Origin of the sequence: Peribacillus frigoritolerans (assembly GCF_001636405.1) — a bacterium.
Lineage (GTDB): Bacteria > Bacillota > Bacilli > Bacillales > DSM-1321 > Peribacillus > Peribacillus frigoritolerans.
Genome location: NZ_KV440950.1, coordinates 5238637 through 5262449, shown reverse-complemented (window position 1 = coordinate 5262449; position 23813 = coordinate 5238637). Strand labels below are relative to the sequence as shown.

21 protein-coding genes and 1 riboswitch are annotated in these 23813 nt (G+C 42.7%); of the genes, 20 read left to right on the top strand and 1 reads right to left on the bottom strand.

The window, feature by feature from the left end; genetic code table 11:
- Positions 1-231 precede the first annotated feature (231 nt).
- The 13 genes from A6755_RS24860 (at position 232) to purD (ending at position 13570) form a co-directional block, all read left to right on the top strand.
- Positions 232-432, top strand: a complete 201-nt coding sequence (locus tag A6755_RS24860; protein WP_034306130.1) for an NETI motif-containing protein — start codon at positions 232-234, stop codon at positions 430-432.
- A 74-nt stretch (positions 433-506) separates the two neighbouring features.
- A riboswitch (purine riboswitch) is annotated at positions 507-608 on the top strand.
- Between the two features lie 179 nt (positions 609-787).
- Positions 788-1276 (top strand): 5-(carboxyamino)imidazole ribonucleotide mutase, encoded by a 489-nt coding sequence (gene purE / locus A6755_RS24855; protein ID WP_063592295.1) that lies wholly within the window; start codon positions 788-790, stop codon positions 1274-1276.
- The gene (purK, locus tag A6755_RS24850) at positions 1260-2435 is read left to right on the top strand and encodes a 5-(carboxyamino)imidazole ribonucleotide synthase (protein WP_063592294.1); all 1176 of its coding nucleotides are present in this window, start codon (positions 1260-1262) and stop codon (positions 2433-2435) included. The genes purE and purK overlap by 17 nt, the downstream gene beginning before the upstream one ends.
- Positions 2432-3724, top strand: a complete 1293-nt coding sequence (purB, locus tag A6755_RS24845) for an adenylosuccinate lyase (RefSeq protein WP_063592293.1) — start codon at positions 2432-2434, stop codon at positions 3722-3724. The genes purK and purB overlap by 4 nt, the downstream gene beginning before the upstream one ends.
- Positions 3725-3826: 102 nt before the next feature.
- Positions 3827-4546, top strand: coding sequence for a phosphoribosylaminoimidazolesuccinocarboxamide synthase (purC, locus tag A6755_RS24840; protein ID WP_048680630.1), 720 nt, complete (start codon positions 3827-3829; stop codon positions 4544-4546).
- Positions 4539-4793 (top strand): phosphoribosylformylglycinamidine synthase subunit PurS, encoded by a 255-nt coding sequence (gene purS / locus A6755_RS24835; RefSeq protein ID WP_034306118.1) that lies wholly within the window; start codon positions 4539-4541, stop codon positions 4791-4793. Before purC ends, purS begins: the two co-directional genes overlap by 8 nt.
- A complete protein-coding gene (gene purQ, locus A6755_RS24830) occupies positions 4790-5476 on the top strand; it encodes a phosphoribosylformylglycinamidine synthase subunit PurQ (RefSeq protein ID WP_048680628.1) in 687 nt (228 codons plus the stop codon). Before purS ends, purQ begins: the two co-directional genes overlap by 4 nt.
- The gene (purL, locus tag A6755_RS24825) at positions 5460-7679 is read left to right on the top strand and encodes a phosphoribosylformylglycinamidine synthase subunit PurL (RefSeq protein WP_063592292.1); all 2220 of its coding nucleotides are present in this window, start codon (positions 5460-5462) and stop codon (positions 7677-7679) included. Before purQ ends, purL begins: the two co-directional genes overlap by 17 nt.
- Entirely contained in the window at positions 7664-9079 is a 1416-nt protein-coding gene (purF, locus tag A6755_RS24820) for an amidophosphoribosyltransferase (RefSeq protein WP_034306114.1), read from the top strand. The genes purL and purF overlap by 16 nt, the downstream gene beginning before the upstream one ends.
- A gap of 42 nt (positions 9080-9121) precedes the next feature.
- The gene (gene purM / locus A6755_RS24815; protein ID WP_063592291.1) at positions 9122-10147 is read left to right on the top strand and encodes a phosphoribosylformylglycinamidine cyclo-ligase; all 1026 of its coding nucleotides are present in this window, start codon (positions 9122-9124) and stop codon (positions 10145-10147) included.
- Positions 10147-10722, top strand: coding sequence for a phosphoribosylglycinamide formyltransferase (purN, locus tag A6755_RS24810; protein ID WP_034306109.1), 576 nt, complete (start codon positions 10147-10149; stop codon positions 10720-10722). Before purM ends, purN begins: the two co-directional genes overlap by 1 nt.
- A gap of 18 nt (positions 10723-10740) precedes the next feature.
- Complete coding sequence (purH, locus tag A6755_RS24805) at positions 10741-12276, top strand: bifunctional phosphoribosylaminoimidazolecarboxamide formyltransferase/IMP cyclohydrolase (protein WP_063592290.1); 1536 nt, start codon at positions 10741-10743, stop codon at positions 12274-12276.
- A 19-nt stretch (positions 12277-12295) separates the two neighbouring features.
- The gene (gene purD, locus A6755_RS24800) at positions 12296-13570 is read left to right on the top strand and encodes a phosphoribosylamine--glycine ligase (protein WP_063592682.1); all 1275 of its coding nucleotides are present in this window, start codon (positions 12296-12298) and stop codon (positions 13568-13570) included.
- 45 nt (positions 13571-13615) lie between these two features.
- Here purD and A6755_RS24795 read toward each other — a convergent pair whose 3' ends face one another.
- Positions 13616-13882: a YgaP-like transmembrane domain gene (locus tag A6755_RS24795; RefSeq protein ID WP_063592289.1), complete on the bottom strand. Its 267-nt coding sequence runs from the start codon at positions 13880-13882 to the stop codon at positions 13616-13618.
- 145 nt (positions 13883-14027) lie between these two features.
- Here A6755_RS24795 and A6755_RS24790 point away from each other — a divergent pair, with 145 nt between their 5' ends.
- From A6755_RS24790 to A6755_RS24760, 7 genes are all read left to right on the top strand, one after another.
- On the top strand, positions 14028-15773 hold the full coding sequence (locus A6755_RS24790; protein ID WP_034306098.1) for an adenine deaminase C-terminal domain-containing protein: 1746 nt from the start codon (positions 14028-14030) through the stop codon (positions 15771-15773).
- Positions 15774-15816: 43 nt separating this feature from the next.
- Positions 15817-16854 (top strand): DUF3048 domain-containing protein, encoded by a 1038-nt coding sequence (locus tag A6755_RS24785; RefSeq protein WP_034306096.1) that lies wholly within the window; start codon positions 15817-15819, stop codon positions 16852-16854.
- 26 nt (positions 16855-16880) lie between these two features.
- The gene (locus A6755_RS24780) at positions 16881-17195 is read left to right on the top strand and encodes a YerC/YecD family TrpR-related protein (protein ID WP_034306094.1); all 315 of its coding nucleotides are present in this window, start codon (positions 16881-16883) and stop codon (positions 17193-17195) included.
- Positions 17196-17415: 220 nt separating this feature from the next.
- Entirely contained in the window at positions 17416-18099 is a 684-nt protein-coding gene (gene pcrB, locus A6755_RS24775; RefSeq protein WP_034306092.1) for a heptaprenylglyceryl phosphate synthase, read from the top strand.
- A 61-nt stretch (positions 18100-18160) separates the two neighbouring features.
- Positions 18161-20407 (top strand): DNA helicase PcrA, encoded by a 2247-nt coding sequence (gene pcrA, locus A6755_RS24770; protein WP_034306090.1) that lies wholly within the window; start codon positions 18161-18163, stop codon positions 20405-20407.
- Between the two features lie 103 nt (positions 20408-20510).
- Complete coding sequence (gene ligA, locus A6755_RS24765; RefSeq protein ID WP_063592288.1) at positions 20511-22517, top strand: NAD-dependent DNA ligase LigA; 2007 nt, start codon at positions 20511-20513, stop codon at positions 22515-22517.
- A gap of 11 nt (positions 22518-22528) precedes the next feature.
- Complete coding sequence (locus tag A6755_RS24760) at positions 22529-23698, top strand: CamS family sex pheromone protein (RefSeq protein WP_063592287.1); 1170 nt, start codon at positions 22529-22531, stop codon at positions 23696-23698.
- Positions 23699-23813: the final 115 nt, after the last annotated feature.

Here is a 23813-nt window from a genome sequence, read left to right as displayed (position 1 = left end):
TATTGAAGGAGATGTACAGTATATGAGTGTTGATGTTTTTACGGAAGACAAGGGGTATCATATTCTGAGGTATTATGGAATTACCATTATAAAGTAATCGATTTTATTTACGTGCATTCTTGTCTTTACTTATTCTTTTCATTATACTAGGAAGAATTTAATTGATAATATGCAAGTTGGATGGGTAAGAAAGAAGGCAGAAAAATATAGAACCATGAAGGGATCGGTATTGTGAGTAAAAAGAGTAAGGAAAAGTTTGAAGTTATCGAGGGAGAGACGATCGATGCATGTTTAGATCGAATTAAAGCGGCAGGTTACTTTCCCGTAAGGCGAACAGAAGAGCCTATCTTTGCCGAGAGAATTGAGAATGGCAAAGTCCATTATGTGCCAGTTAATCGAAAAATTGTATTCGAAGCAAAGCTAATTGAGTAAAACACGAACGATTAATTAATATCATGTAAAAATATTCGATTTTAACTTGACATTAAAATGGCCGGAAGGTAAGATGAAGTTACATTAATACATCTCATATAATCATGGGGATATGGCCCAAAAGTTTCTACCTGATGACCGTAAATCATCGGACTATGAGAAAAGCATCTGACTATTTCGGAAACTAGCCAAGTCTTTTTGTATTTCCAAAAGGGCTTTCTTTTCCGGACAGGTTGCTTTCTCTATGAGGAAGCAACCTGTCCGGTTTTTTTAATTTATAATGTTATAGATAAATGATAAGCGTCTGTCTGCATACTCGGGACGCCATAATATGAGTGTTGGAGGGAAAGATGATATGAAACCGCAAGTTGGGGTTATTATGGGTAGTGTCTCGGATTGGGAAACGATGAAGTACGCTTGTGAATCATTGGAACAGCTTGAGATCCCCTATGAAAAAAGAGTCGTTTCCGCCCACCGGACGCCGGATTTATTATTTGAATATGCAGAGAGTGCAAAAGATAGAGATATTAAAGTGATTATTGCCGGAGCAGGCGGGGCTGCACATCTACCAGGTATGACCGCCGCTAAAACGATTGTCCCTGTGATTGGCGTGCCAATACAGTCGAAGGCATTAAATGGGATGGATTCGTTATTATCGATTGTACAAATGCCTGGTGGTGTACCGGTTGCAACGGTTGCGATTGGAAAAGCCGGCGCAGTCAATGCCGGTTTGTTAGCGGCTCAAATGTTAGCGGCTTTTGATTCTGACATTGCTGATAGGCTAGTGGCTTTACGAGACGAAACCAGAGAAAAGGTGTTACAGAGCAGTGAACAACTTAAATAATACAATCATATTACCGGGACAGACCATTGGAATTATCGGCGGTGGGCAATTAGGCAGGATGATGGCCTTGTCAGCTAAGGCATCGGGCTTTAAGATAGCGGTCCTTGAGCCGACTGCAGAAGGCCCATGTGCTCAAGTGGCGGATATTGAAATCATCGGTGCTTATGATGATATCGAAGCATTGAAAAGGTTAGCTGACGTCAGTGATGTCATAACATACGAGTTTGAAAATATCAGTTCGGAAGCCTTGGATTGGTTAAAGCAACATGCATTTCTTCCACAGGGCTCAGAATTATTAAAGTTGACACAGGATAGATTGACAGAAAAAAAAGCCATATCCGATGCAGGAGCTTCCGTTGCTCCATATCAGGAAATACAGGATATTTCAGAAATTTACCTTCATATAGAGAAATTAGGGTACCCTAGTGTGTTAAAAACGACGCGGGGCGGTTATGATGGAAAAGGGCAGTTGGTCATTAAGGAAGAAGCCGATATCAAAAAGGCTGAATCCCTGCTCAAAACAGGTATATGTGTGCTGGAAGCCTGGATTCCTTTCGTGAAAGAAATATCCATCATCGTGACGCGTAAGGCTGATGGCGAGACAAGTCATTTTCCGATTGCGGAAAACATTCATATTGAAAACATTCATATTGAAAACATTCTTCATAAAAGCATTGTTCCGGCCCGTATCAGTATCCAAGCTGAACGGAAAGCTATTGATGAAGCTTTGCAGCTTGCAGAGAAACTTGATTTGGTGGGGACATTGGCAGTCGAGATGTTTTTAACCGCCCAGGATGATATCATCATTAATGAATTAGCGCCAAGACCACATAACTCAGGCCATTATACAATGGAGGCATGTGAGACTTCACAGTTTGAACAGCATATAAGGGCTGTCTGCAATTGGCCTCTCGGAAATACGGCGTTATTGAAGCCTGTGGTAATGATAAACATCCTTGGTGAGCATATCGAACCCTTGATGGAAGAAATTCCGACGCTTTCAGATTGGAAGGTTCACCTTTACGGTAAGAAAGAAGCCAAGCTTAAGCGGAAAATGGGTCATGTGAATATTTTACGTCCAACGATTGAGGAAGCTCTTTTGGAAAGTGATCGAAGCAAAATATGGAATCAACAGGTTGAAACGGAGGAAGTAAAATGATTGAACGTTATACCCGCCCAGAGATGGGAAACATTTGGACAGAAAAGAACCGCTTTAATGCGTGGTTGGAAGTTGAAATCTTAGCTTGTGAAGCATGGTCAGAGCTAGGTGTCATTCCAAAAGAAGATGTGAAGCTTCTTCGCGAAAATGCTACATTCAATGTCGACCGTATCAATGAAATCGAAAAAGATACACGCCATGATGTTGTTGCTTTTACACGTGCGGTTTCCGAAACGTTGGGTGAAGAACGGAAATGGGTCCATTACGGACTGACTTCCACTGATGTGGTGGATACAGCTCTTTCATATGTGATAAAGCAGGCGAATGAGATCCTTGCCAAGGATTTAAATAACTTCGTGGAGATCCTGAAAAACAAAGCGAAGGAACATAAATACACGGTTCAAATGGGACGTACACATGGAGTTCATGCGGAACCGACCACATTTGGGTTGAAACTGGCACTTTGGTATCAAGAAATGAAACGCAATGTCGAACGTTTTGAAGAAGCAAGAAAGAACATAGAGGTTGGAAAAATCTCTGGGGCTGTCGGAACTTACGCAAACATCGACCCGTTCGTTGAAAAATTCGTTTGTGAAAAGCTTGGCCTTGAAGCAGCGCCAATCTCAACACAAACATTGCAACGCGATCGCCATGCACATTATATGAGTACATTGGCTTTAATTGCGACATCTATTGAAAAGTTTGCAGTGGAAATTCGCGGCTTGCAAAAAAGTGAAACACGCGAAGTGGAAGAATTCTTTGCAAAAGGACAAAAAGGATCTTCTGCAATGCCTCATAAACGGAATCCAATCGGTTCTGAAAATATGACGGGTATGGCTCGTGTAATCCGCGGTTACATGATGACAGCATATGAGAATGTGCCATTATGGCATGAGCGTGACATTTCGCATTCTTCTGCTGAGCGCATCATCTTGCCGGATGCAACGATCGCATTAAACTATATGCTGAACCGTTTCAGCAACATAGTGAAGAACTTGACCGTTTATCCAGAAAATATGAAACGCAATATGGACCGTACGCTGGGATTGATTTTCTCACAACGTGTGCTTCTATCCCTTATCGATAAAGGACTTGTCCGTGAAGAAGCTTATGATACGGTTCAGCCTAAGGCGATGGAGGCATGGGAGCTTCAGGTTCCATTCAGAAGCTTGATCGAAAAGGATGATAAAATCACAAGCTTGCTTACGAAAGAAGAACTTGATGATTGTTTCGATCCTACACATCACCTGAAAAATGTTGATGTAATCTTTGATCGTTTAGGTTTATAAAAGTGAAGGCGGCAAACATGGCACCTTTAATGGTGATATGTTTGCCAAGCCTGATCAATGGCAGGAAGATTCGTAATATTCACAATGTGGGGGTCTGGACAGATGGAAAAACGAGAATTGTTGTATGAAGGAAAAGCGAAACAGATTTTTGCAACGGACAACAGTGAAATAGTATGGGTGGAATACAAGGATTCGGCAACGGCATTCAATGGTGAGAAGAAGTCAGAGATTGCAGGAAAAGGTAAGTTGAATAATCAAATTACTAGCTTACTATTTTCAAAGCTTGCCCAAGAGAATATCCCGTCCCATTTTATTGAAATGCTTTCCGAACGGGAGCAGCTAGTCAAAAGGGTATCCATCATTCCGCTAGAAGTCGTTGTCAGAAATACGGCTGCCGGCAGTTTTTCTAAAAGGACTGGCATTGAAGAAGGCCAGCCGCTCAAGAAAACGCTGATTGAGTTTTACTATAAAGACGACGAGCTCGGCGATCCTCTGTTAACGGAAGACCATATTGAAGAATTGGAACTTGCAAGCAAGGAAGATGTAGCGATTTTAAAAGAAAAGGCACAAGAAATCAGTATCGTCTTAACGTCTTTCTTTAAAGAGTTGGACATTAAATTGATTGATTTTAAATTAGAGTTCGGCAAAACCCCGAATGGAGACATTCTGCTGGCAGATGAAATTTCACCTGATACCTGCCGATTATGGGATATTAACACGAACGAAAAATTAGACAAAGATGTATTTCGCCGTGATTTAGGAAGTTTAACAGATGCTTACGAAAAAATACTAGCAAAGTTGGAGGGCACTCAACATGTATAAGGTTAAGGTATATATCACACTACGCGAAAGTGTATTAGATCCACAGGGAGCAGCAGTGCAACAATCACTTCATAGCTTGACATATAACGAAGTCAGTGATGTTCGAGTGGGGAAATACATTGAACTTACAATTAAGGATACGGATCGTGATTTAGATCAACTTGTGAAGGAAATGTGTGAAAAACTATTGGCCAATACGGTAATTGAAGCTTACCGTTATGATGTTGAGGAGGTTATCACCCAATGAAATTTGCTGTCATAGTTTTCCCTGGCTCCAATTGTGATGTCGATATGTACCATGCGATAAAGGATGCACTGGGGGAAGAAGTGGAGTATGTTTGGCACTCTACAGACAATCTAGATCAGTATGATGGGATTCTCCTTCCTGGAGGTTTCTCTTATGGAGACTATTTACGCTCTGGAGCAATTGCACGCTTTTCGAATGTAATGGCTGAAGTCGTAAAAGCGGCACAAGCAGGAAAGCCTGTCTTGGGTGTCTGCAATGGTTTTCAGATTTTACTTGAAGCAGGACTTTTACCTGGAGCGATGCGCCGTAATGAAGGCTTGAAATTCATTTGCCGCAATGTAGGACTGAAGGTGGAAAATAACCAATCGATGTTCACGACAGGATATGAATTAAATGAAACGATTACGATCCCTGTGGCACATGGTGAAGGGAATTACTACTGCGATGATGAAACATTGGCTGAATTAAAACAAAATAACCGCATCTTGTTCACGTATGATGGTGAAAATCCAAACGGAAGCTTGGAGCAAATAGCGGGAATTACAAATGAACAAGGAAATGTCCTCGGAATGATGCCTCATCCCGAACGTGCTGTTGATTCGCTGCTTGGCAGTAAAGACGGCTTAAAGATTTTTCAATCCATCGTAAAAAACTGGAGGGAATCACATGTTATTACAGCTTGAACCAAGTCCGGAAAAAATTAAATCGGATCGATTGTACGCAACAATGGGACTATCCGATGATGAATTTGCAATGGTGGAGAAAATCTTAGGCAGACTGCCGAATTATACGGAAACTGGTTTGTTTTCGGTTATGTGGTCAGAGCATTGTTCCTACAAAAATTCAAAACCCATCTTAAGGAAATTCCCGATTACAGGGGAGAAAGTGCTACAAGGTCCTGGTGAAGGAGCAGGTATCGTTGATATCGGTGACGATCAGGCTGTCGTTTTTAAAATTGAAAGTCATAACCACCCTTCGGCAATAGAGCCTTATCAAGGTGCTGCTACCGGTGTCGGCGGAATTATCCGTGATGTTTTCTCCATGGGAGCACGTCCGATCGCGATGTTGAACTCACTTCGCTTCGGTGAGCTAGACAATGATCGCGTGAAATATTTATTTAAAGAAGTGGTTGCAGGGATTGCAGGATACGGGAATTGTATCGGAATTCCAACTGTCGGCGGAGAAATTCAATTTGATCCATCGTATGAAGGAAATCCTCTTGTCAATGCAATGTGTGTCGGTTTGATCGATCATAAGGACATTAAAAAGGGCCAAGCGCATGGAGTGGGCAACACAGTGATGTATGTGGGTGCCAAAACTGGACGTGATGGCATTCATGGAGCAACATTTGCATCTGAAGAGCTATCAGAGTCTTCGGAAGAGAAACGGCCTGCCGTACAAGTAGGCGATCCATTCATGGAGAAACTGCTTTTGGAGGCATGCCTTGAATTGATTCAAAATGATGCCCTTGTTGGCATTCAGGATATGGGAGCAGCAGGTCTTACAAGCTCATCTGCCGAGATGGCGAGTAAAGCTGGCTCAGGAATAAAAATGAACCTGGATTTGGTACCGCAGCGTGAAACGGGAATGACAGCATATGAAATGATGCTTTCTGAATCACAAGAGCGGATGCTGATCGTTGTCACTAAAGGACGCGAACAGGAAATCGTCGACTTGTTTACGAAATATGACCTAGAAGCGGTTGCTGTTGGTGAAGTAACGGATGATAAAAACCTAACCCTTTCCCATCAAGGTGAAATCGTTGCTGAGGTTCCGGTTGATGCATTGGCTGAAGAAGCTCCTATTTATCACAAGCCATCTGCAGAGCCGCAATATTTCCGTGACTTCCAAAGCATGACGGCAGAAGTGCCAGTCATTGAAGATTATAAAGAAACATTGGTATCACTATTGAAACAACCAACAATTTCGAGTAAGGAATGGGTCTACGACCAGTATGATTACATGGTCCGCACGAATACAGTCGTCTCACCTGGATCGGATGCAGCGGTAGTGCGTGTACGTGGTACGAATAAAGCCCTTGCCATGACGACGGATTGTAACTCCCGCTTTATTTATTTAGATCCTGAAACAGGCGGCAAAATCGCTGTGGCTGAAGCAGCACGTAACATCATTTGCTCGGGTGCGGAACCTTTAGCGATTACGGATTGCTTGAATTTTGGGAATCCAGAAAAACCAGAAATATTCTGGCAACTGGAAAAAGCGGCAGACGGTATGAGTGAAGCTTGCAGAAGCTTAAGTACTCCTGTAATCGGAGGAAATGTTTCCCTTTATAATGAAACGAATGGTGAAGCGATTTATCCGACGCCTGTAGTTGGAATGGTTGGTCTAGTCAATGACCTTAAGCACATCACAACACAAACATTTAAAAATGAATCCGATTTGATTTACGTGGTCGGTGAAGCGAAAGTGGAATTCGGTGGCAGTGAATTACAGAAAATGCTCGAGGGTAAAATCTTTGGACGCGCTCCAGAACTTGATTTGGACCTTGAACAAAAACGTCAGCAGCAAATTCTGACTGCAATCCAAAAAGGACTTGTTGCATCTGCCCATGACCTTTCGGAAGGCGGTTTGGCAGTGGCTTTAGCTGAATCTTTATTCTCAGCTAGTAAACTTGGGGCTAAAGTGAATATATCCGGTGAACCGGTATCTGAATTATTCAGTGAAACGCAATCACGATTCCTACTGTCCATCAGTCCTGAAAACCAAACGGCATTTGAAGCACTGGTTGAAGATGCGATTTGCATAGGCTCAGTAACCGCTGATAATAAATTAGTCGTGGCAACAAGTGATAGCAAAGTATTGGAAGCGGACGTTGAAGATTTACAAACAGCTTGGAAGGGAGCCATACCATGCTTGCTGAAATAAGAAGCCTAAACGAAGAGTGTGGTGTTGTTGGAGTTTGGGGACATCCCGATGCAGCACAGCTTGCTTACTACGGTTTGCATAGCTTGCAACATCGTGGTCAAGAGGGAGCGGGCATCGTCGTGACGGATGGTGAGCAGATGTCCATCTCTAAGGGCGAAGGACTTGTCACAGAGATATTCACTGCGGAAAAAATGCAGGCACTTTCCGGTAGCGGTAAAGCGGCAATCGGCCATGTCCGTTATACAACGGCAGGCGGCGGCGGGTATCAAAATGTTCAGCCTTTCCTGTTCAATTCGCATACAGGAGGGCTGGCCCTTGCCCATAATGGGAATATCGTCAATGCCCATCAATTAAAAGCACAGCTTGAAGGACAAGGAAGCATTTTTCAAACGACCTCTGATACGGAAGTTCTGGCACATCTGATTAAACGCTCCGGCTACTCGGATGTAAGAGAGTCCGTGAAGAACAGTTTAAGTATGCTAAAGGGAGCCTATGCCTTTGTCATCATGACCGAAACCCAAATGATCATGGCAAGAGATCCGCATGGCTTCCGTCCACTTTCATTGGGGAAAATAGGCGATGCATATTTCGCTGCATCTGAAACATGTGCACTTGATATTGTAGGTGCAGAATTCATCCGGGATATTGAGCCAGGTGAACTCGTTGTCATTAATGATGAGGGAATCACATCCGAATACTTTTCGCTTTCCAGCCAACAGGCAATGTGCACGATGGAGTACGTGTATTTTTCCCGTCCGGATAGCAACATTGATGGTATCAATGTTCATACAGCACGGAAAAACCTTGGTAAGCAAATGGCACTCGAAACCAAAATTGAAGCAGACGTAGTTACAGGTGTACCTGATTCCAGCATCTCGGCAGCGATTGGCTATGCTGAAGCTGCAGGCATTCCTTATGAAATGGGCTTAATAAAGAATCGTTATGTTGGACGGACTTTCATTCAGCCATCACAAAGTCTGCGTGAACAAGGCGTAAAGATGAAACTATCACCTGTAAGAGGGGTAGTGGAAGGCAAGCGGGTCATAATGGTTGATGATTCAATCGTCCGTGGGACAACGAGCAGAAGGATTGTCCGCATGTTAAAAGATGCCGGAGCGAAAGAAGTGCATGTAGTAATCAGCTCACCACCGATCAAGAATCCATGTTTTTATGGCATAGACACGTCTAAAAAGGAAGAACTGATTGCAAGCTCAAAATCGGTGGAGGAAATAAGGGAAATCATTGAAGCTGATTCCTTAACTTTTTTAAGTGTCGAAGGTATGGTCGAAGCAATTGGACGACCGTTTCCTGGAGAAACGCGCGGTTCATGCCTAGCTTGTTTCACCGGAAATTATCCGACTGAAATTTTTGAATACGAACGAGAAAAAACAAAATGTTAATCAAGTCGGCAATGATGATTGATTTTCGGAGGAGGATTTCAAATGGCTAATGCATATAAACAGGCTGGTGTGGATATTGAGGCTGGTTATGAAGCGGTAAATCGAATGAAAAAACATGTAAAGCGCACATTTCGTCCAGAAGTAATGAATGGTCTGGGCGGTTTCGGCGGCATGTTTGATTTATCTTCCTTGAACCTTAAAGAACCTGTGCTCATTTCTGGTACGGATGGAGTGGGTACAAAACTTTTATTAGCGTTCATGATGGATAAACACGATACAATTGGAGTGGATTGTGTAGCTATGTGCGTCAATGATGTTGTCGTTCAAGGTGCTGCACCTTTATACTTTTTAGATTATATTGCCTGCGGTAAAGCAGATCCTGAACGAATTGAAATGATCGTTAAAGGAATTGCAGATGGCTGTGAGCAGGCGGGCTGTGCTTTAATCGGCGGAGAAACGGCTGAAATGCCAGGCATGTACGAGACGGAAGAATACGATGTGGCAGGCTTTACTGTAGGTGCCGTTGAAAAATCACGTCTGATTACTGGTGAAGCGATTTCGGCTGGTGACGTCGTTATTGGACTCGCTTCAAGCGGCATCCACAGTAATGGGTATTCACTTGTTCGTAAAATCCTTCTTGAAGACTCAGGCATGGGGCTTCATGACTTCGTACCGGAACTGGATTGCAAGTTGGGTGAGGAATTATTAAAACCGACAAAGATCTATGTGAAGTCCGTTTTATCGACGTTGGAAAAATTTGAGGTTAATGGTCTTGCCCATATCACCGGTGGAGGATTCATCGAGAATATTCCGCGTATCCTTCCTGAAGGATGCGGTGTTGAAATCGAGCTTGGAAGCTGGGAAATTCCAACTATATTTTCATTCCTTGAAGAAAAAGGGAGCCTTGTAAAAGAGGAAATGTTCAATATCTTCAATATGGGTATTGGGATGACGGCTGTCGTCAAAAAAGAAGTGGCATCGGATGTGCTAGCCCACCTAAAGTCTTGCGGTGAAGAAGCCTCAATTATTGGAACGATCGTGGATGGAAATGGAGTGTCGTTCAAATAATGAGACGCCTTGCTGTCTTTGCATCAGGTAACGGTAGTAATTTTCAATCAATTGCTGAAGCAATAAAAAGTGGAAAGTTGGAGGCGGAAATCTGTCTTGTCGTATGCGATCGTGAAGACGCATATGTGCTTGAGAGAGCAAAGCTTGAGAATATTGACTCTTTCTCCTTTTCAGCAAAGAATTACTCCAACAAGACTGAATATGAATCGGAAATCCTGGAAAAACTTCGCCAGTATGAGATAGAGTTCATCATTCTTGCTGGTTATATGCGTTTGATCGGTCCGACATTATTACAAAAGTATTCACAGAGGATTGTGAATATCCACCCTTCACTTCTGCCAAGTTTTCCAGGCAAGGATGCAATTGGCCAGGCTTTTGATGCCGGAGTGAAGGAAACGGGGGTAACCGTTCATTATGTTGATGATGGAATGGACACAGGACCGGTCATTGCCCAAAAAACAGTGCCGATTCTTGAAGGGGATACGAGAGACATCCTTCAAAAAAGGATACAGGAAATGGAGCATGACCTGTATCCATCAGTTTTGCAGGAGCTATGCCACAAGAAACTTACTTAATGGAGGGACCAACATAACATGAAGAAACGCGCATTAATTAGTGTATCGGATAAAACAGGTATCGTAGAATTTGCTCAAGGTTTAATTGAAGCAGGTTTTGAAATCATTTCTACAGGCGGTACCAAAAAAACGCTTCAGGAAAATGGTATTGAGGTAATTGGAATCAGTGACGTCACCGGTTTCCCGGAAATTTTGGATGGACGTGTTAAAACGCTTCACCCGAATGTCCATGGAGCAGTGTTGGCAAAACATGATGACAAAGGTCACGCAGCACAGCTTGCTGAGCATAACATTGAACCCATTCAACTTGTCTGTGTAAACCTATATCCATTCCAGGCGACTATTTCCAAACCGGAAGTCACTGTGGAAGATGCTATTGAAAACATCGATATCGGTGGACCGACAATGCTTCGTTCTTCTGCTAAAAACCACGAATATGTGACTGTTATCGTTGATTCCAATGATTATCCTACCGTATTGGCTGAGCTGAAACAAAACGGCGGGGTAACAAAAACCACGAATCGCCGACTGGCTGCAAAAGTTTTCCGTCATACAGCAGCATATGATGCCGTTATTTCAGAGTATATGACAGAGCTTGCCGATGAAGAAAATCCTGAATCATTGACTGTTACCTATGAATTGAAACAGTCGCTTCGTTATGGGGAAAATCCACATCAAAAAGCCGCATTCTATAAAAAACCGCTTGGTTCCGTTTTCTCAATTGCAGAAGCGAAGCAATTACATGGAAAAGAACTATCATACAACAACATCAATGATGCTGATGCAGCACTTCAAATCGTAAAAGAATTCAATGAGCCTGCTGCAGTTGCAGTCAAACATATGAATCCTTGCGGCGTCGGCGTCGGTGCGACTATTTTGGAAGCATATGAAAAAGCTTATGAGGCAGATTCCACTTCCATTTTTGGTGGGATCATCGCTTTGAACCGTGAAGTCGATAAAGCGACTGCGGAAAGGCTTCATGAAATTTTCCTTGAAATCATCATTGCCCCTGGGTTTACACAAGAGGCAGTGGAAGTATTGACAAGCAAGAAAAACCTACGTTTATTAACGATCGATTTTGACGCGGTTAAAAAGCCTGAACGTAAATTGACATCCATTGAAGGCGGATTGCTTATTCAAGATCGGGACGCACATAGCTTAAAGGATGCAGAGGTAAAAGTGGCAACGAAACGTGAGCCTACACCTGAAGAGTGGAAAGCCATGGAACTTGGCTGGAAAATCGTGAAACATGTCAAGTCGAATGCAATTGTGGTTTGTAACGATCAAATGACATTAGGTGTTGGCGCAGGTCAAATGAACCGTGTGGGAGCTGCAAAAATTGCTCTGGAACAAGCTGGGGAAAGAGCGACAGGAAGTGCATTGGCATCAGATGCATTCTTCCCAATGGATGATACTGTAGAAGCGGCAGCAAAAGCGGGCGTCACGGCAATCATTCAGCCTGGTGGATCTGTTAAAGATGAGGATTCGATCAAGAAAGCTGATGAATATGGGATTACAATGGTGTTTACAGGAATTCGTCACTTTAAACATTAATCAAAAACGAGGTGCGATAATGAATGTACTAGTAATTGGCCGGGGCGGCAGGGAGCATGCCATAGCCCGCAAACTATTTGAAAGTAAACGGGTTGGGACTGTTTTTGCAGCACCGGGAAATCCAGGGATGACCGATGTAGCGACTCTTGTACCAATTGATGAAAACAATCATGGGGATTTGGTTGCCTTTGCAAAAAAGAATGCTGTTTCATTAACGGTGATCGGGCCCGAAACCCCATTGTTGAATGGACTTGCAGATGATTTTACGGAGGCAGGATTACAGGTATTTGGCCCTAATGGCCGTGCTGCAGTCATCGAGGGAAGTAAATCCTTTGCTAAAGATTTAATGAAGAACTACAGCATTCCGACAGCGGAATATGAAACTTTTTCTGATTATGATTCAGCAAAAGCATATATCGAAAAAATGGGTGCCCCCATTGTCATAAAAGCGGATGGTTTGGCAGCAGGAAAAGGTGTCGTAGTTGCTATGACGATGGAAGAGGCGTTAGAGGCCATCCATGATATGCTAGTCGGAGCAAAGTTCGGGGAAGCATCTGCCAAAGTCGTTATTGAGGAATTCCTTGATGGCGAGGAGTTTTCATTGATGGCATTCGTTAATGGGGAAAAAGTGTATCCGATGGTCATTGCTCAAGACCATAAGCGGGTTTTTGATGGAGATCAGGGTCCGAACACAGGTGGAATGGGTGCATATTCACCGGTACCGCAAATATCCGATGAAATGATCCAGACTGCAGTCGAAACGATTCTTAAACCCACGGTAAATGCGATGATTTCTGAGAATCGGAGTTTTACAGGAATATTATATGCCGGGTTGATCGCCACTGAAAAAGGCACAAAAGTCATTGAGTTCAATGCCCGTTTTGGCGATCCGGAAACGCAAGTCGTTTTACCTCGTCTAAAGACAGACTTCGTAGATACGCTTGAAGCGGTTCTTTCTGGAGAGGATTTACAACTTGAATGGCATGAAGAAGCCGTTCTCGGAGTGGTCGTCGCAGCTGATGGATATCCAGGGGAATATAAAAAGGGATCTATCATTAAAGGCTTGGAAAAGATTGATCCGAAAGCCCATGTTTATCATGCTGGAACGGCTCTCAATAATGAAGGGAACTTCATCTCGAATGGCGGACGTGTACTTCTGGTTGCTGCAAAAGGGAAAGATTTGGCCTCTGCGCAAGCTGAAGTATATAAAGAGTTAGGGCACATTGAGAAAGACGGTTTATTTTGGCGAACGGATATTGGCTACCGAGCAATAAAATACAATTTTTCATCATAATATAAAGAAGCTGACTCTAAGCGGAGTCAGCTTCTTCTATAAGACTTAATATGAATCAGATTGATTCGATTCATTTTCCTGTTTTGGTTCTTTTGTCATCAAGTTTTGTCCGTTTCCCATCGCATCGACGACAGGACAATAACGGAGGATTCCTTCACCTATTTTCATGGCGGAAAGCATGGCCACGATTATATAAGATTGGTTTTTCCATGGTTTTTTCACCATTTTAGCCGTAGCCCATGTTAGAAATGTAAAACCACAAGTAATTCGCATTAAAGCATTTATTATACTGATATTTTGTTTAAACTTCATATAAAATCGATCCCTTCACAAAAATTTAACAATAATCTGGATAACATTACTGTTCAAATGGGGCAAGTATGTTACTATGAAATAAAATTGGATTGAAAATGGTTTTTTTCATACACTGTTTCTAATAACTTATGGGGGAATGTTTATGCTTGAACAGCGCTATAGATGGAAAAATAAACATCTAAGAGAACATATAGATGTGCTGGATGGCAATAGGGCACCACACATTCTGCTAAAAAATACGACTTATTTAAATCAGGCTTTACGAAAATGGGTAAAAGCGAATATATGGATATATGAAGATCGCATCATATATGTTGGCGATAAGCTTCCTGATAATATAGACCGCTGTGAGATGGTCGACTGTACAAACCAGTACTTGGTTCCGGGTTATATTGAGCCGCATTCACACCCTTCTCAATTATATAATCCCCTTTCTTTTTCACGTTATGCATCTCATTTTGGCACAACGACATTGATCAATGATAACTTGCCGTTTCTATTGCAGTTAGATAAAAAGAAAGCGTTTTCTCTTTTGAAAGAATTACGTAACATTCCTGTAACAATGTATTGGTGGAGCCGTTTTGACGGACAAACGGAATTGATCGATGAAGATATGGTCTTTTCCCATGGGGCCGTCAAATCATGGCTGGAGCATGATGCCGTATTACAGGGCGGGGAACTAACTGGATGGCCGAAGCTTCTCGATGGGGATGACATGATGTTGCACTGGATTCAGGAAGCCAAGAGAATGAGGAAGAAAATAGAAGGACACTTTCCAGGTGCTTCGGAGAAGACTTTAGCAAAAATGACCTTGTTCGGCGCCGATTGTGATCATGAGGCAATGACAGGTGATGAAGTCATGTCACGCTTGCTGCAGGGCTATTATGTATCGTTAAGACATTCTTCGATCCGTCCGGATTTACCAAAGCTGATACAGGAAATCCATGAACTGGACATTGATCATTATGACAAATTCTTTTATACGACAGATGGATCACCGCCGTCCTTTTATGAAGGTGGTTTCATAGACTGCTTGATCAAAATAGCGATAGAGCATGGCGTTCCGGTCATCGATGCCTACAATATGGCGACCATCAACATCGCACGATATTATAACATTGAATACCTTCATGGCAATATTGCCACAGGGAGGGTGGCGAACATCAACTTCCTGACCGATGTAAAGGAACCCGCTCCGGTTTCGGTAATGGCGAAAGGGAAATGGGTGAAAAGGGATGGTGAGATCATTCCGGATAAACAGGAAATCGAATGGAGTGATTTCGATTTTAAACCGCTCGATCTTGATTGGGATCTCAGTTTAAAGGAAGATTTTGAATTTTCCATGCCGTTCGGGATAGAATTGGTTAATAATGTAATTACGAAACCGTACTCCCTTGCCAATGATGTTGGGCATGAAGAACTGAACTTTGAGGATGATGAATGCTTTTTCATGCTAATCGACCGGGAAGGGAAATGGCGCATCAATACGATATTAAAAGGGTTTGCGGACAAATTGTGTGGCTTTGCTGGCTCTTATACAAACACAGGTGATATCATACTGATCGGTAAAAGGAAAAAGGATATGCATTTGGCATTTAACCGGCTGAAGGAAATTGGCGGTGGAATCATTTTGACGGAACAAGGCAAGGTGATTCATGAACTCCCTCTGAAATTAAAGGGAGTCATGTCGACCAAGGAGGTTCCTGAATTGATAAAAGAAGAAAATGAATTGAAACATTTGCTGCGGGAGAGAGGTTATCGCTTCGCCGATCCTGTGTATACCCTTTCATTCTTTTCGACAACCCATCTGCCATATATAAGGCTGACCCAGCGAGGAGTATATGATGTAATGAATAAAACTATACTCTTTCCTACTATAATGCGTTAAAATATAAGAGAAGAAATGGCTAATAAATCAGAGGAGTGGAAAGATGAATTTTAAGAGAGTTCTTTTCATCGTTATTGCTATTTTACTGCTGGCAGGCTGTTCGACGAAAGAGGATCCTGCATCGGATGACAGTAAGCCGAAAGACCAAGCTGTCATCAAAAATACAGATGTGAAAAATGAACCTTCCAATGAGTTTCCACTTACAGGTATGGCCACCGAAGCAGGCAGTGAGCGAAGGGCTGCAGCAGTGATGATTAATAATCATCCGGAAGCACGCCCGCAATCGGGCCTCTCAGAAGCCGATATGGTTTACGAAATGCTCGCAGAAGGTGACATAACCAGATTTTTAGCTATCTTCCAAAGTGAAATGCCTAGTCAAATCGGTCCGATTCGGAGTGCAAGGGACTATTATATCGAATTGGCTAAAGGCCTTGATTGCATCTATGTCTGTCATGGGTATAGCCCCGAGGCAAAGACCATGCTGGACAGAGGGTATATTGATAACTTGAACGGATTATATTATGATGGTACTTTGTTTCAACGTTCGGCAGATCGAAAAGCACCGCATAATTCCTACACCTCCTTTGAGGATATCGAAAAAGGTGCAAAGGAAAAGGGTTATGAGTTGAATGGTGCACCGAAGCCTTATGCTTTCCTTACAAAGGAAGAGGCAGCTGGACTTCAAGGGGAACCGGCATTGAAAACCGAGGTTTCCTACGGATCAGACGAGTATGATGTACAGTATGAATACGAAGCCACGGAAGAGAAATATAAACGTTATTCGAATGGAGAGCAAACAGTCGAGCATAAATCGAATAAACCTATTTTACTGGATAATATATTGATCATTGAGGCTGCTCATCAAGTGATCGACGACAAAGGGCGTCGAAAAATCGACTTGAAAAGTGGCGGAAATGGTTATTTACTTCAAAAAGGAAAAGCGAATGAAGTAGAATGGGTGAATAAGGATGGTCGTATTACACCAGTGAAAAACGATAAAGAGGTAGGGTTGATTCCAGGGAAAACTTGGATCAATATTATTCCGGATGAACCTGGTTTAGTAGGAGACGTCTCATTTTGATACCCATGAAATTGAGGGGGAGTAACATGCAAATTGATAAGTTAAGAGGAAAAGAAACGGATCAGCTGTTCAAGTCGATCCTTTCCTTGCGTGATTTGGACGAATGCTATCGATTTTTTGATGATCTATGCACAGTTAATGAAATTTCCTCATTGGCACAGCGTCTTGAAGTAGCCCGCATGCTTGAAGAAGGAAAAACCTATCATAAAATCGAAACGGAAACAGGTGCAAGCACGGCTACGATTTCCAGGGTCAAACGTTGCTTGAACTACGGAAATGATGCTTATTCCATGGCTCTGAACCGTATTAAGGATAATGTAGAGGAAACAACTGAATCTTAATTCTTTCGATTATAATAAAAAGCTGGGGAATTCATTTCCCGGCTTTTTATTTTGTGTCCAGCACGCTCTTTGCCGGCTGTCTTTCAGCCGTATCCATGTTATATTGGATTTTAGATTAAAAGGTTCCATTTGGTAATAACATTTTATCGATACTTCTCTTTTTTAATGAAAAATCTTAATGCTATAATGGTGTAATGGGAAGTGTGAATGGAGGATTATAATGTACGATTTTCGCGAGTGGAAACATGTTTTCAAACTCGATCCAAATAAAGAAATAAGTGATGAGGCCCTTGAGAAAGTCTGTGAATCCGGTACTGATGCAATCATGGTCGGGGGAACGGATGGTATCACGCTTGAGAATGTGCTTCATTTAATGGCACGTGTCAGGCGATATACGGTCCCATGTGTGATGGAAATTTCTTCAGTTGAAACGGTGACGCCAGGGTTTGATTTATATTTCATTCCGAGTGTCCTGAATAGCACCAACCCGGATTGGATGATGAAATTACATCAGCAAGCAGTCAAGGAATACGGTTACCTTTTGAATTGGGATGAAATTTTCGTTGAAGGGTACTGTATCCTGAACCCTGAGTGCAAGGCGGCCCAATTGACGAAAGCCAATACTGATTTGGATATGGATGATGTGGGTGCATACGCGATGATGGCAGAAAAGATGTTCAACCTGCCGATCTTTTATTTGGAATACAGCGGTGATTATGGCGATGTCCAGATGGTGGAAGCGGCCAAAGAGAGTTTGGAAGATACCATACTATTCTATGGCGGTGGGATAAAATCGGTTGAGCAGGCCAAAGAGATGTCCAAGATTGCGGATGTCATCGTTGTCGGCAATGTGATTTATGAAGATTTGAAAGTGGCCCTTGCAACAGTTACGGCAGTTAAATGAAAACATGTAAGAAATATAGTATACTAAAACAGAAACGAATGTTCGTATAGGTGGTGTGATAATGCAATATTTAGCGGAAAAATTATTAATTGGTTTGAATGAACAGCAACAAAAAGCAGTGAAAGCAACAGATGGTCCACTTTTAATCATGGCTGGGGCAGGAAGTGGAAAGACGCGTGTGCTGACTCACCGAATAGCTTACTTGATGGTCGAGAAGGAAATAGCGCCTTGGAACATCCTTGCAATCACGTTCACCAACAAAGCGGCACGTGAGATGAAGGAGAGGATCCGTGCCATACTTGGCGGTGCATCCGAAGATATCTGGATTTCGACTTTCCACTCGATGTGTGTCCGTATTCTACGAAGAGATATCGACCGTATCGGATTTAATAGGAACTTCTCGATATTGGATACGACGGATCAGCAATCGGTCATAAAACAAATCATGAAAGACCGTAATATGGATACAAAGAAATATGATTATCGTGCCATTTTGGGCAGCATCAGTTCAGCGAAAAATGAATTGGTCGGGCCGGAAGAGTACCTGAAGACGGCGTCTGATTACTTCACTAAAGTAACGGCCGATGTTTATACGGAATATCAAAAACGGCTGCGCAAAAATTCAGCGCTCGATTTCGATGATTTGATCATGATGACGATTCAATTGTTCCAGCTCGTACCTGAGGTGCTTGAATATTATCAGCGTAAATTTCAATACATTCATGTTGATGAGTACCAAGATACGAACAGGGCTCAATACATGCTTGTTAAATTATTGGCTTCACGCTTCCGTAATCTCTGTGTTGTCGGGGATTCCGATCAATCGATCTATCGTTGGCGCGGTGCGGATATTGCGAATATCCTTTCATTTGAAAAAGATTATCCGAATGCCAACATGATTTTCCTTGAACAGAATTACCGTTCGACGAAAAAAATCCTTGCAGCAGCGAATAAGGTCATCGATAACAATCAAAACCGTAAGCCGAAAAATCTTTGGACCGAGAATGCAGATGGCAATAAGATATTCTATTACCGTGCGGATAATGAACAAGGGGAAGCGCAATTCGTAGCCGGAAAGATAAATGAGTTAGTTCAGGACGGCAGCAGGAAGTATTCAGATATAGCAATACTTTACAGAACGAATGCACAATCACGTGTCATGGAGGAAGTTCTGCTTAAATCCAATATTAATTATGCAATAGTCGGGGGCACTAAGTTCTATGACCGTAAAGAGATTAAGGATTTACTTGCCTATCTTCGACTTATTGCGAACCCTGATGATGACATCAGCCTTCGCCGTGTAATCAATGTGCCAAAACGCGGAATTGGCGCAACTTCGATGGACAAAGTGGCAGATTATGCAGATCAATATGATGTTTCCATATATAAAGCACTGGAGTCTGTGGAAATGGCAGGGATAAGTGGGAAGGCCACCAAAGCGGCAAGGGAATTCCATACGCTGATCACTAATTATACAAATCAGCAGGAGTACTTATCCGTGACTGAACTTGTGGAGGAAGTCATCGAGAAAACCGGTTACCGTGAGATGCTGCAGGCAGAAAAAACGATTGAATCACAAAGCCGGCTTGAAAATATAGATGAGTTTTTATCTGTTACGAAAGCATTCGAAGATAACAGCGAGGACAAATCATTGGTGGGCTTTTTGACTGACCTGGCGTTGGTTGCCGATATAGACCAACTTGACGAGAATACCGAAGAAGCTACAAATACGGTAACGTTGATGACATTGCATTCAGCGAAGGGACTTGAATATCCGGTAGTCTTTCTATTGGGCCTTGAAGAAGGGGTTTTCCCTCACAGCCGCTCGCTTATGGATGAAGAGGAGATGGAAGAAGAACGCCGTCTGGCTTATGTGGGAATTACAAGGGCCGAAAATGAACTATTCATAAGCAATGCCCAAATGCGGACATTGTATGGACGGACGAGCATGAATCCCGTTTCACGTTTCATCAGTGAAATACCAGAGGAACTTCTAGAAGACCTAAAACCGAAACCTGCTCCTAGGGCTAGGCAAACGCCTTTCAGCTCTTCGAGGACTGGGTCTCCTTCAACGGCTTCAACAAGAAAAGTGCCTGCCTTTGGAAAAGCTGTTTCTGCACCATCCGCAACGGGCGGTGAAGAAATCGGCTGGGCTGTCGGTGACCGTGCCTCCCATAAAAAATGGGGTATAGGAACCGTGGTGAGCGTAAAAGGGGAAGGCGAAGGAAAGGAATTGGATATTGCCTTTCCAAGTCCAATCGGCATCAAACGCCTATTGGCGAAATTTGCACCAGTTGAAAAAGCATAAGCTATTAATATGCTCCTGCTGGTAAAGAATAGGGATATCTGACTTTAGACACCGCTCTTCTATCAGAAGTGCGGTGGAGTCTTCTTTAGAAAGGATTGAACGTATGGACTTACAAGCTGCAGAGAAGAAAGTTCTGGAACTGCAAACGTTATTGAACCAATACAGCTATGAATATTATGTGATGGACCAGCCATCAGTACCTGATGCTGAATATGATCGGCTGCTACGTGAACTTATTGGGTATGAGGAGAAATTTCCGGAACTGCAAACGGCGGACTCACCGACACAACGGGTCGGTGGCGCCATTTTGGATATGTTTGAAAAGGTGGAGCATACCACTCCGATGCTTAGTTTAGGCAATGCCTTCAACGAAAGTGACTTGCGGGATTTCGACAGAAAGGTCAGACAATCTGTAGGTGACAATTTTTCCTATGTATGTGAATTGAAAATTGACGGACTTGCCGTCACACTTCAATATGAGAATGGATATTTCGTAAGAGGGGCAACCCGTGGAGACGGAACGATCGGTGAAGATATTACCGCTAATTTGAAAACGATCAAGTCGATCCCATTGAAATTACGGGAGCCGGTCACCATAGAAGTGCGCGGTGAGGCCTTCATGCCAAAAAAATCATTCGAATCATTAAACAAGGCTAAGGAAGAACGCGATGAGGAACCATTTGCAAACCCGCGAAATGCCGCTGCCGGCTCGTTAAGGCAGCTTGATCCGAAACTTGCTGCGAAACGGAACTTGGATATTTTCCTTTATGCGATTGCCGATTTGGGGGAAACGGGGGTCCGTTCCCATAGCGAGGGTCTGGATTTATTGGATAGACTCGGGTTTAAGACGAACCGGGAAAGAAAAACATGCTCGAATATAGAGGAAGTACTGGCCTATATAGTAGAATGGACGGAACAACGTCCAAACTTAGCCTATGATATTGATGGAATTGTCGTAAAGGTGGATTCCCTTGAACAGCAGGATGAATTAGGTTTTACTGCAAAAAGTCCGCGATGGGCCATTGCTTATAAATTCCCAGCTGAAGAAGTCATTACAACCCTAAGGGATATCGAGCTGAATGTGGGCCGTACGGGTGTATTGACCCCGACTGCCGTTTTGGATCCCGTCCGGGTAGCAGGTACGACTGTGCAGCGAGCTTCACTTCACAATGAAGACTTAATCCGTGAAAAGGACATCAGAATCGGAGATCAAGTGGTTGTGAAAAAAGCGGGTGATATCATTCCAGAGGTAGTCAATGTATTGGCAGAGCGCCGTACAGGGGAAGAAGTCGAGTTTCAGATGCCGACTGAGTGCCCTGAGTGCAGCAGTGAACTTGTCCGGCTGGACGGGGAGGTTGCTTTACGCTGCATCAACCCGAAGTGCCCTGCACAAATACGGGAAGGCTTGATTCACTTTGTTTCCCGTACAGCAATGAATATAGACAGTCTTGGTGAAAAAGTGATTAGCTTGTTATTTAAAGAAGAACTCATACAAGATGTGGCTGATATTTATAAGCTTACATACGATCAACTGATTGCTTTGGAAAGGATGGGGGATAAATCCGTCAATAAACTTCTTCAAGCAATCGAAGCTTCGAAGACCAACTCGTTGGAAAAATTACTATTCGGGCTGGGCATTCGCCATGTTGGTTCCAAAGCTGCCAAGACGCTTGCGAGGGAATTCGGGACGATGGAAGCCTTAAGCAAGGCGAGCCGTGAAGAACTAACGGCCATCAATGAAATAGGCGATAAGATGGCTGATTCCATCGTAGCTTATTTTGAATTGGAAGAAGTCCATGCTTTATTGAATGAGTTGGATGCAGCCGGTGTGAATCTTACTTTCAAAGGGCAAAGAGCTGTTGCTTTAGAAGATATCGACTCTTTTTTTGCCGGTAAAACAGTCGTTTTAACGGGAAAACTGCATCAGTTAACACGTAACGAAGCTAAAGATAAATTAGAGGCGCTAGGGGCTAACGTTGCTGGAAGTGTAAGCAAGAAAACCGATTTGGTCGTAGCTGGTGAAGATGCCGGTTCCAAACTGGAAAAAGCTGAAAGCCTAGGCGTCATGGTATGGGATGAAGAGAGACTGATAGAGGAACTAAATAAATAAGAGGTGTAGCTATGAGGAAACACTCCATTTTGGGGATGATTCTTATACTGCTTCTTGCTGGATGTGCGCCTAGTTTCGAGGATAAGCAAGAGGTAGTTCAAGACTCCAAAGACAAAAAAGAAACGGCAATTATTCCGAAGTATAAAATTTCGGAAGAATATTATCAAACAATCCTACCGTTTGAACCATCAAAAGCACGCGGTTTGGTCGTATCCAATCTAAATACCAGATACGACATTGAAGAATTCGAAAATGGATTGATGCGGTTGGCGCAAACCCAATTCGACCCGGAAGATTACCTTTTTCAAGAGGGGCAAATGCTAGATAGTTCCAAGATATCTTCCTGGCTGAACAGAAAATATACCGATAGTCAGTTGAAAGAAAAGAAGATGAAGGCCTCAGAGAACCTTGGCTTAAATCCGGTTGATCCGGGCAAAGGTGACATTGATAAGCGGAATAAAGACAATCCAATCTATCTTGCTCATATTTTAGAACATAATTACTTAGTCAAAACAAAAGATAATTCAGTGAGCCTAGGCGGGGTTGTAATAGGTCTTGCGTTGAATTCAGTGCATTACTATCAAAAAGAGGCATTCGGTGCCACCTATGAAAAGACAATCGATAGTAAAAAGCTAAAGCAAGAAGGGGAAAAAATTGCTGCAGAAGTCTTAAAGAGGCTGCGTAAAATGGACAAACTGAAAAATGTTCCGATTACGATTGCCTTATTCGAGCAAAATGAGAAATCTTCAGTAGTCCCTGGGAATTTCATTTCCTATACAAATATCGATAAAAACTCTAACAATATTGGAAAATGGACGAACTTGGACGAAGAGTATTTCCTATTTCCTTCTTCTGCTGCTGAAAAGAAAAACCGTGATGACGTCAATACTTTCACGAACTTTAAAGAAGATGTCGAAGAATACTTCCCTAACTTTAACGGAGTCATCGGCAGGGCGTTCTATATGGATGATCAATTGCAAAGCCTGAACATCGATATCCCCATTCAATTTTATGGGAACTCGGAAGCGATAGGCTTTACCCAATATGTTGCTGGGCTCATAATGGAACGTTTCCCGAACTATATTGCCGTACAGGTATCCATTACATCTGTAAATGGACCTGAAGCGCTCATAGTCCGTGAAGCGAATCAGGACGAACCAACCGTTCATATATACGAATGAAAAAAGGATGAAGCTTAGCGGCTTCATCCTTTTTTCGACTGGAATCTATTTCTTGTGAATGTCAAAATAATCTTTAACAATGTACAAAGATATATAATGGAAAGTAAACCCTTCC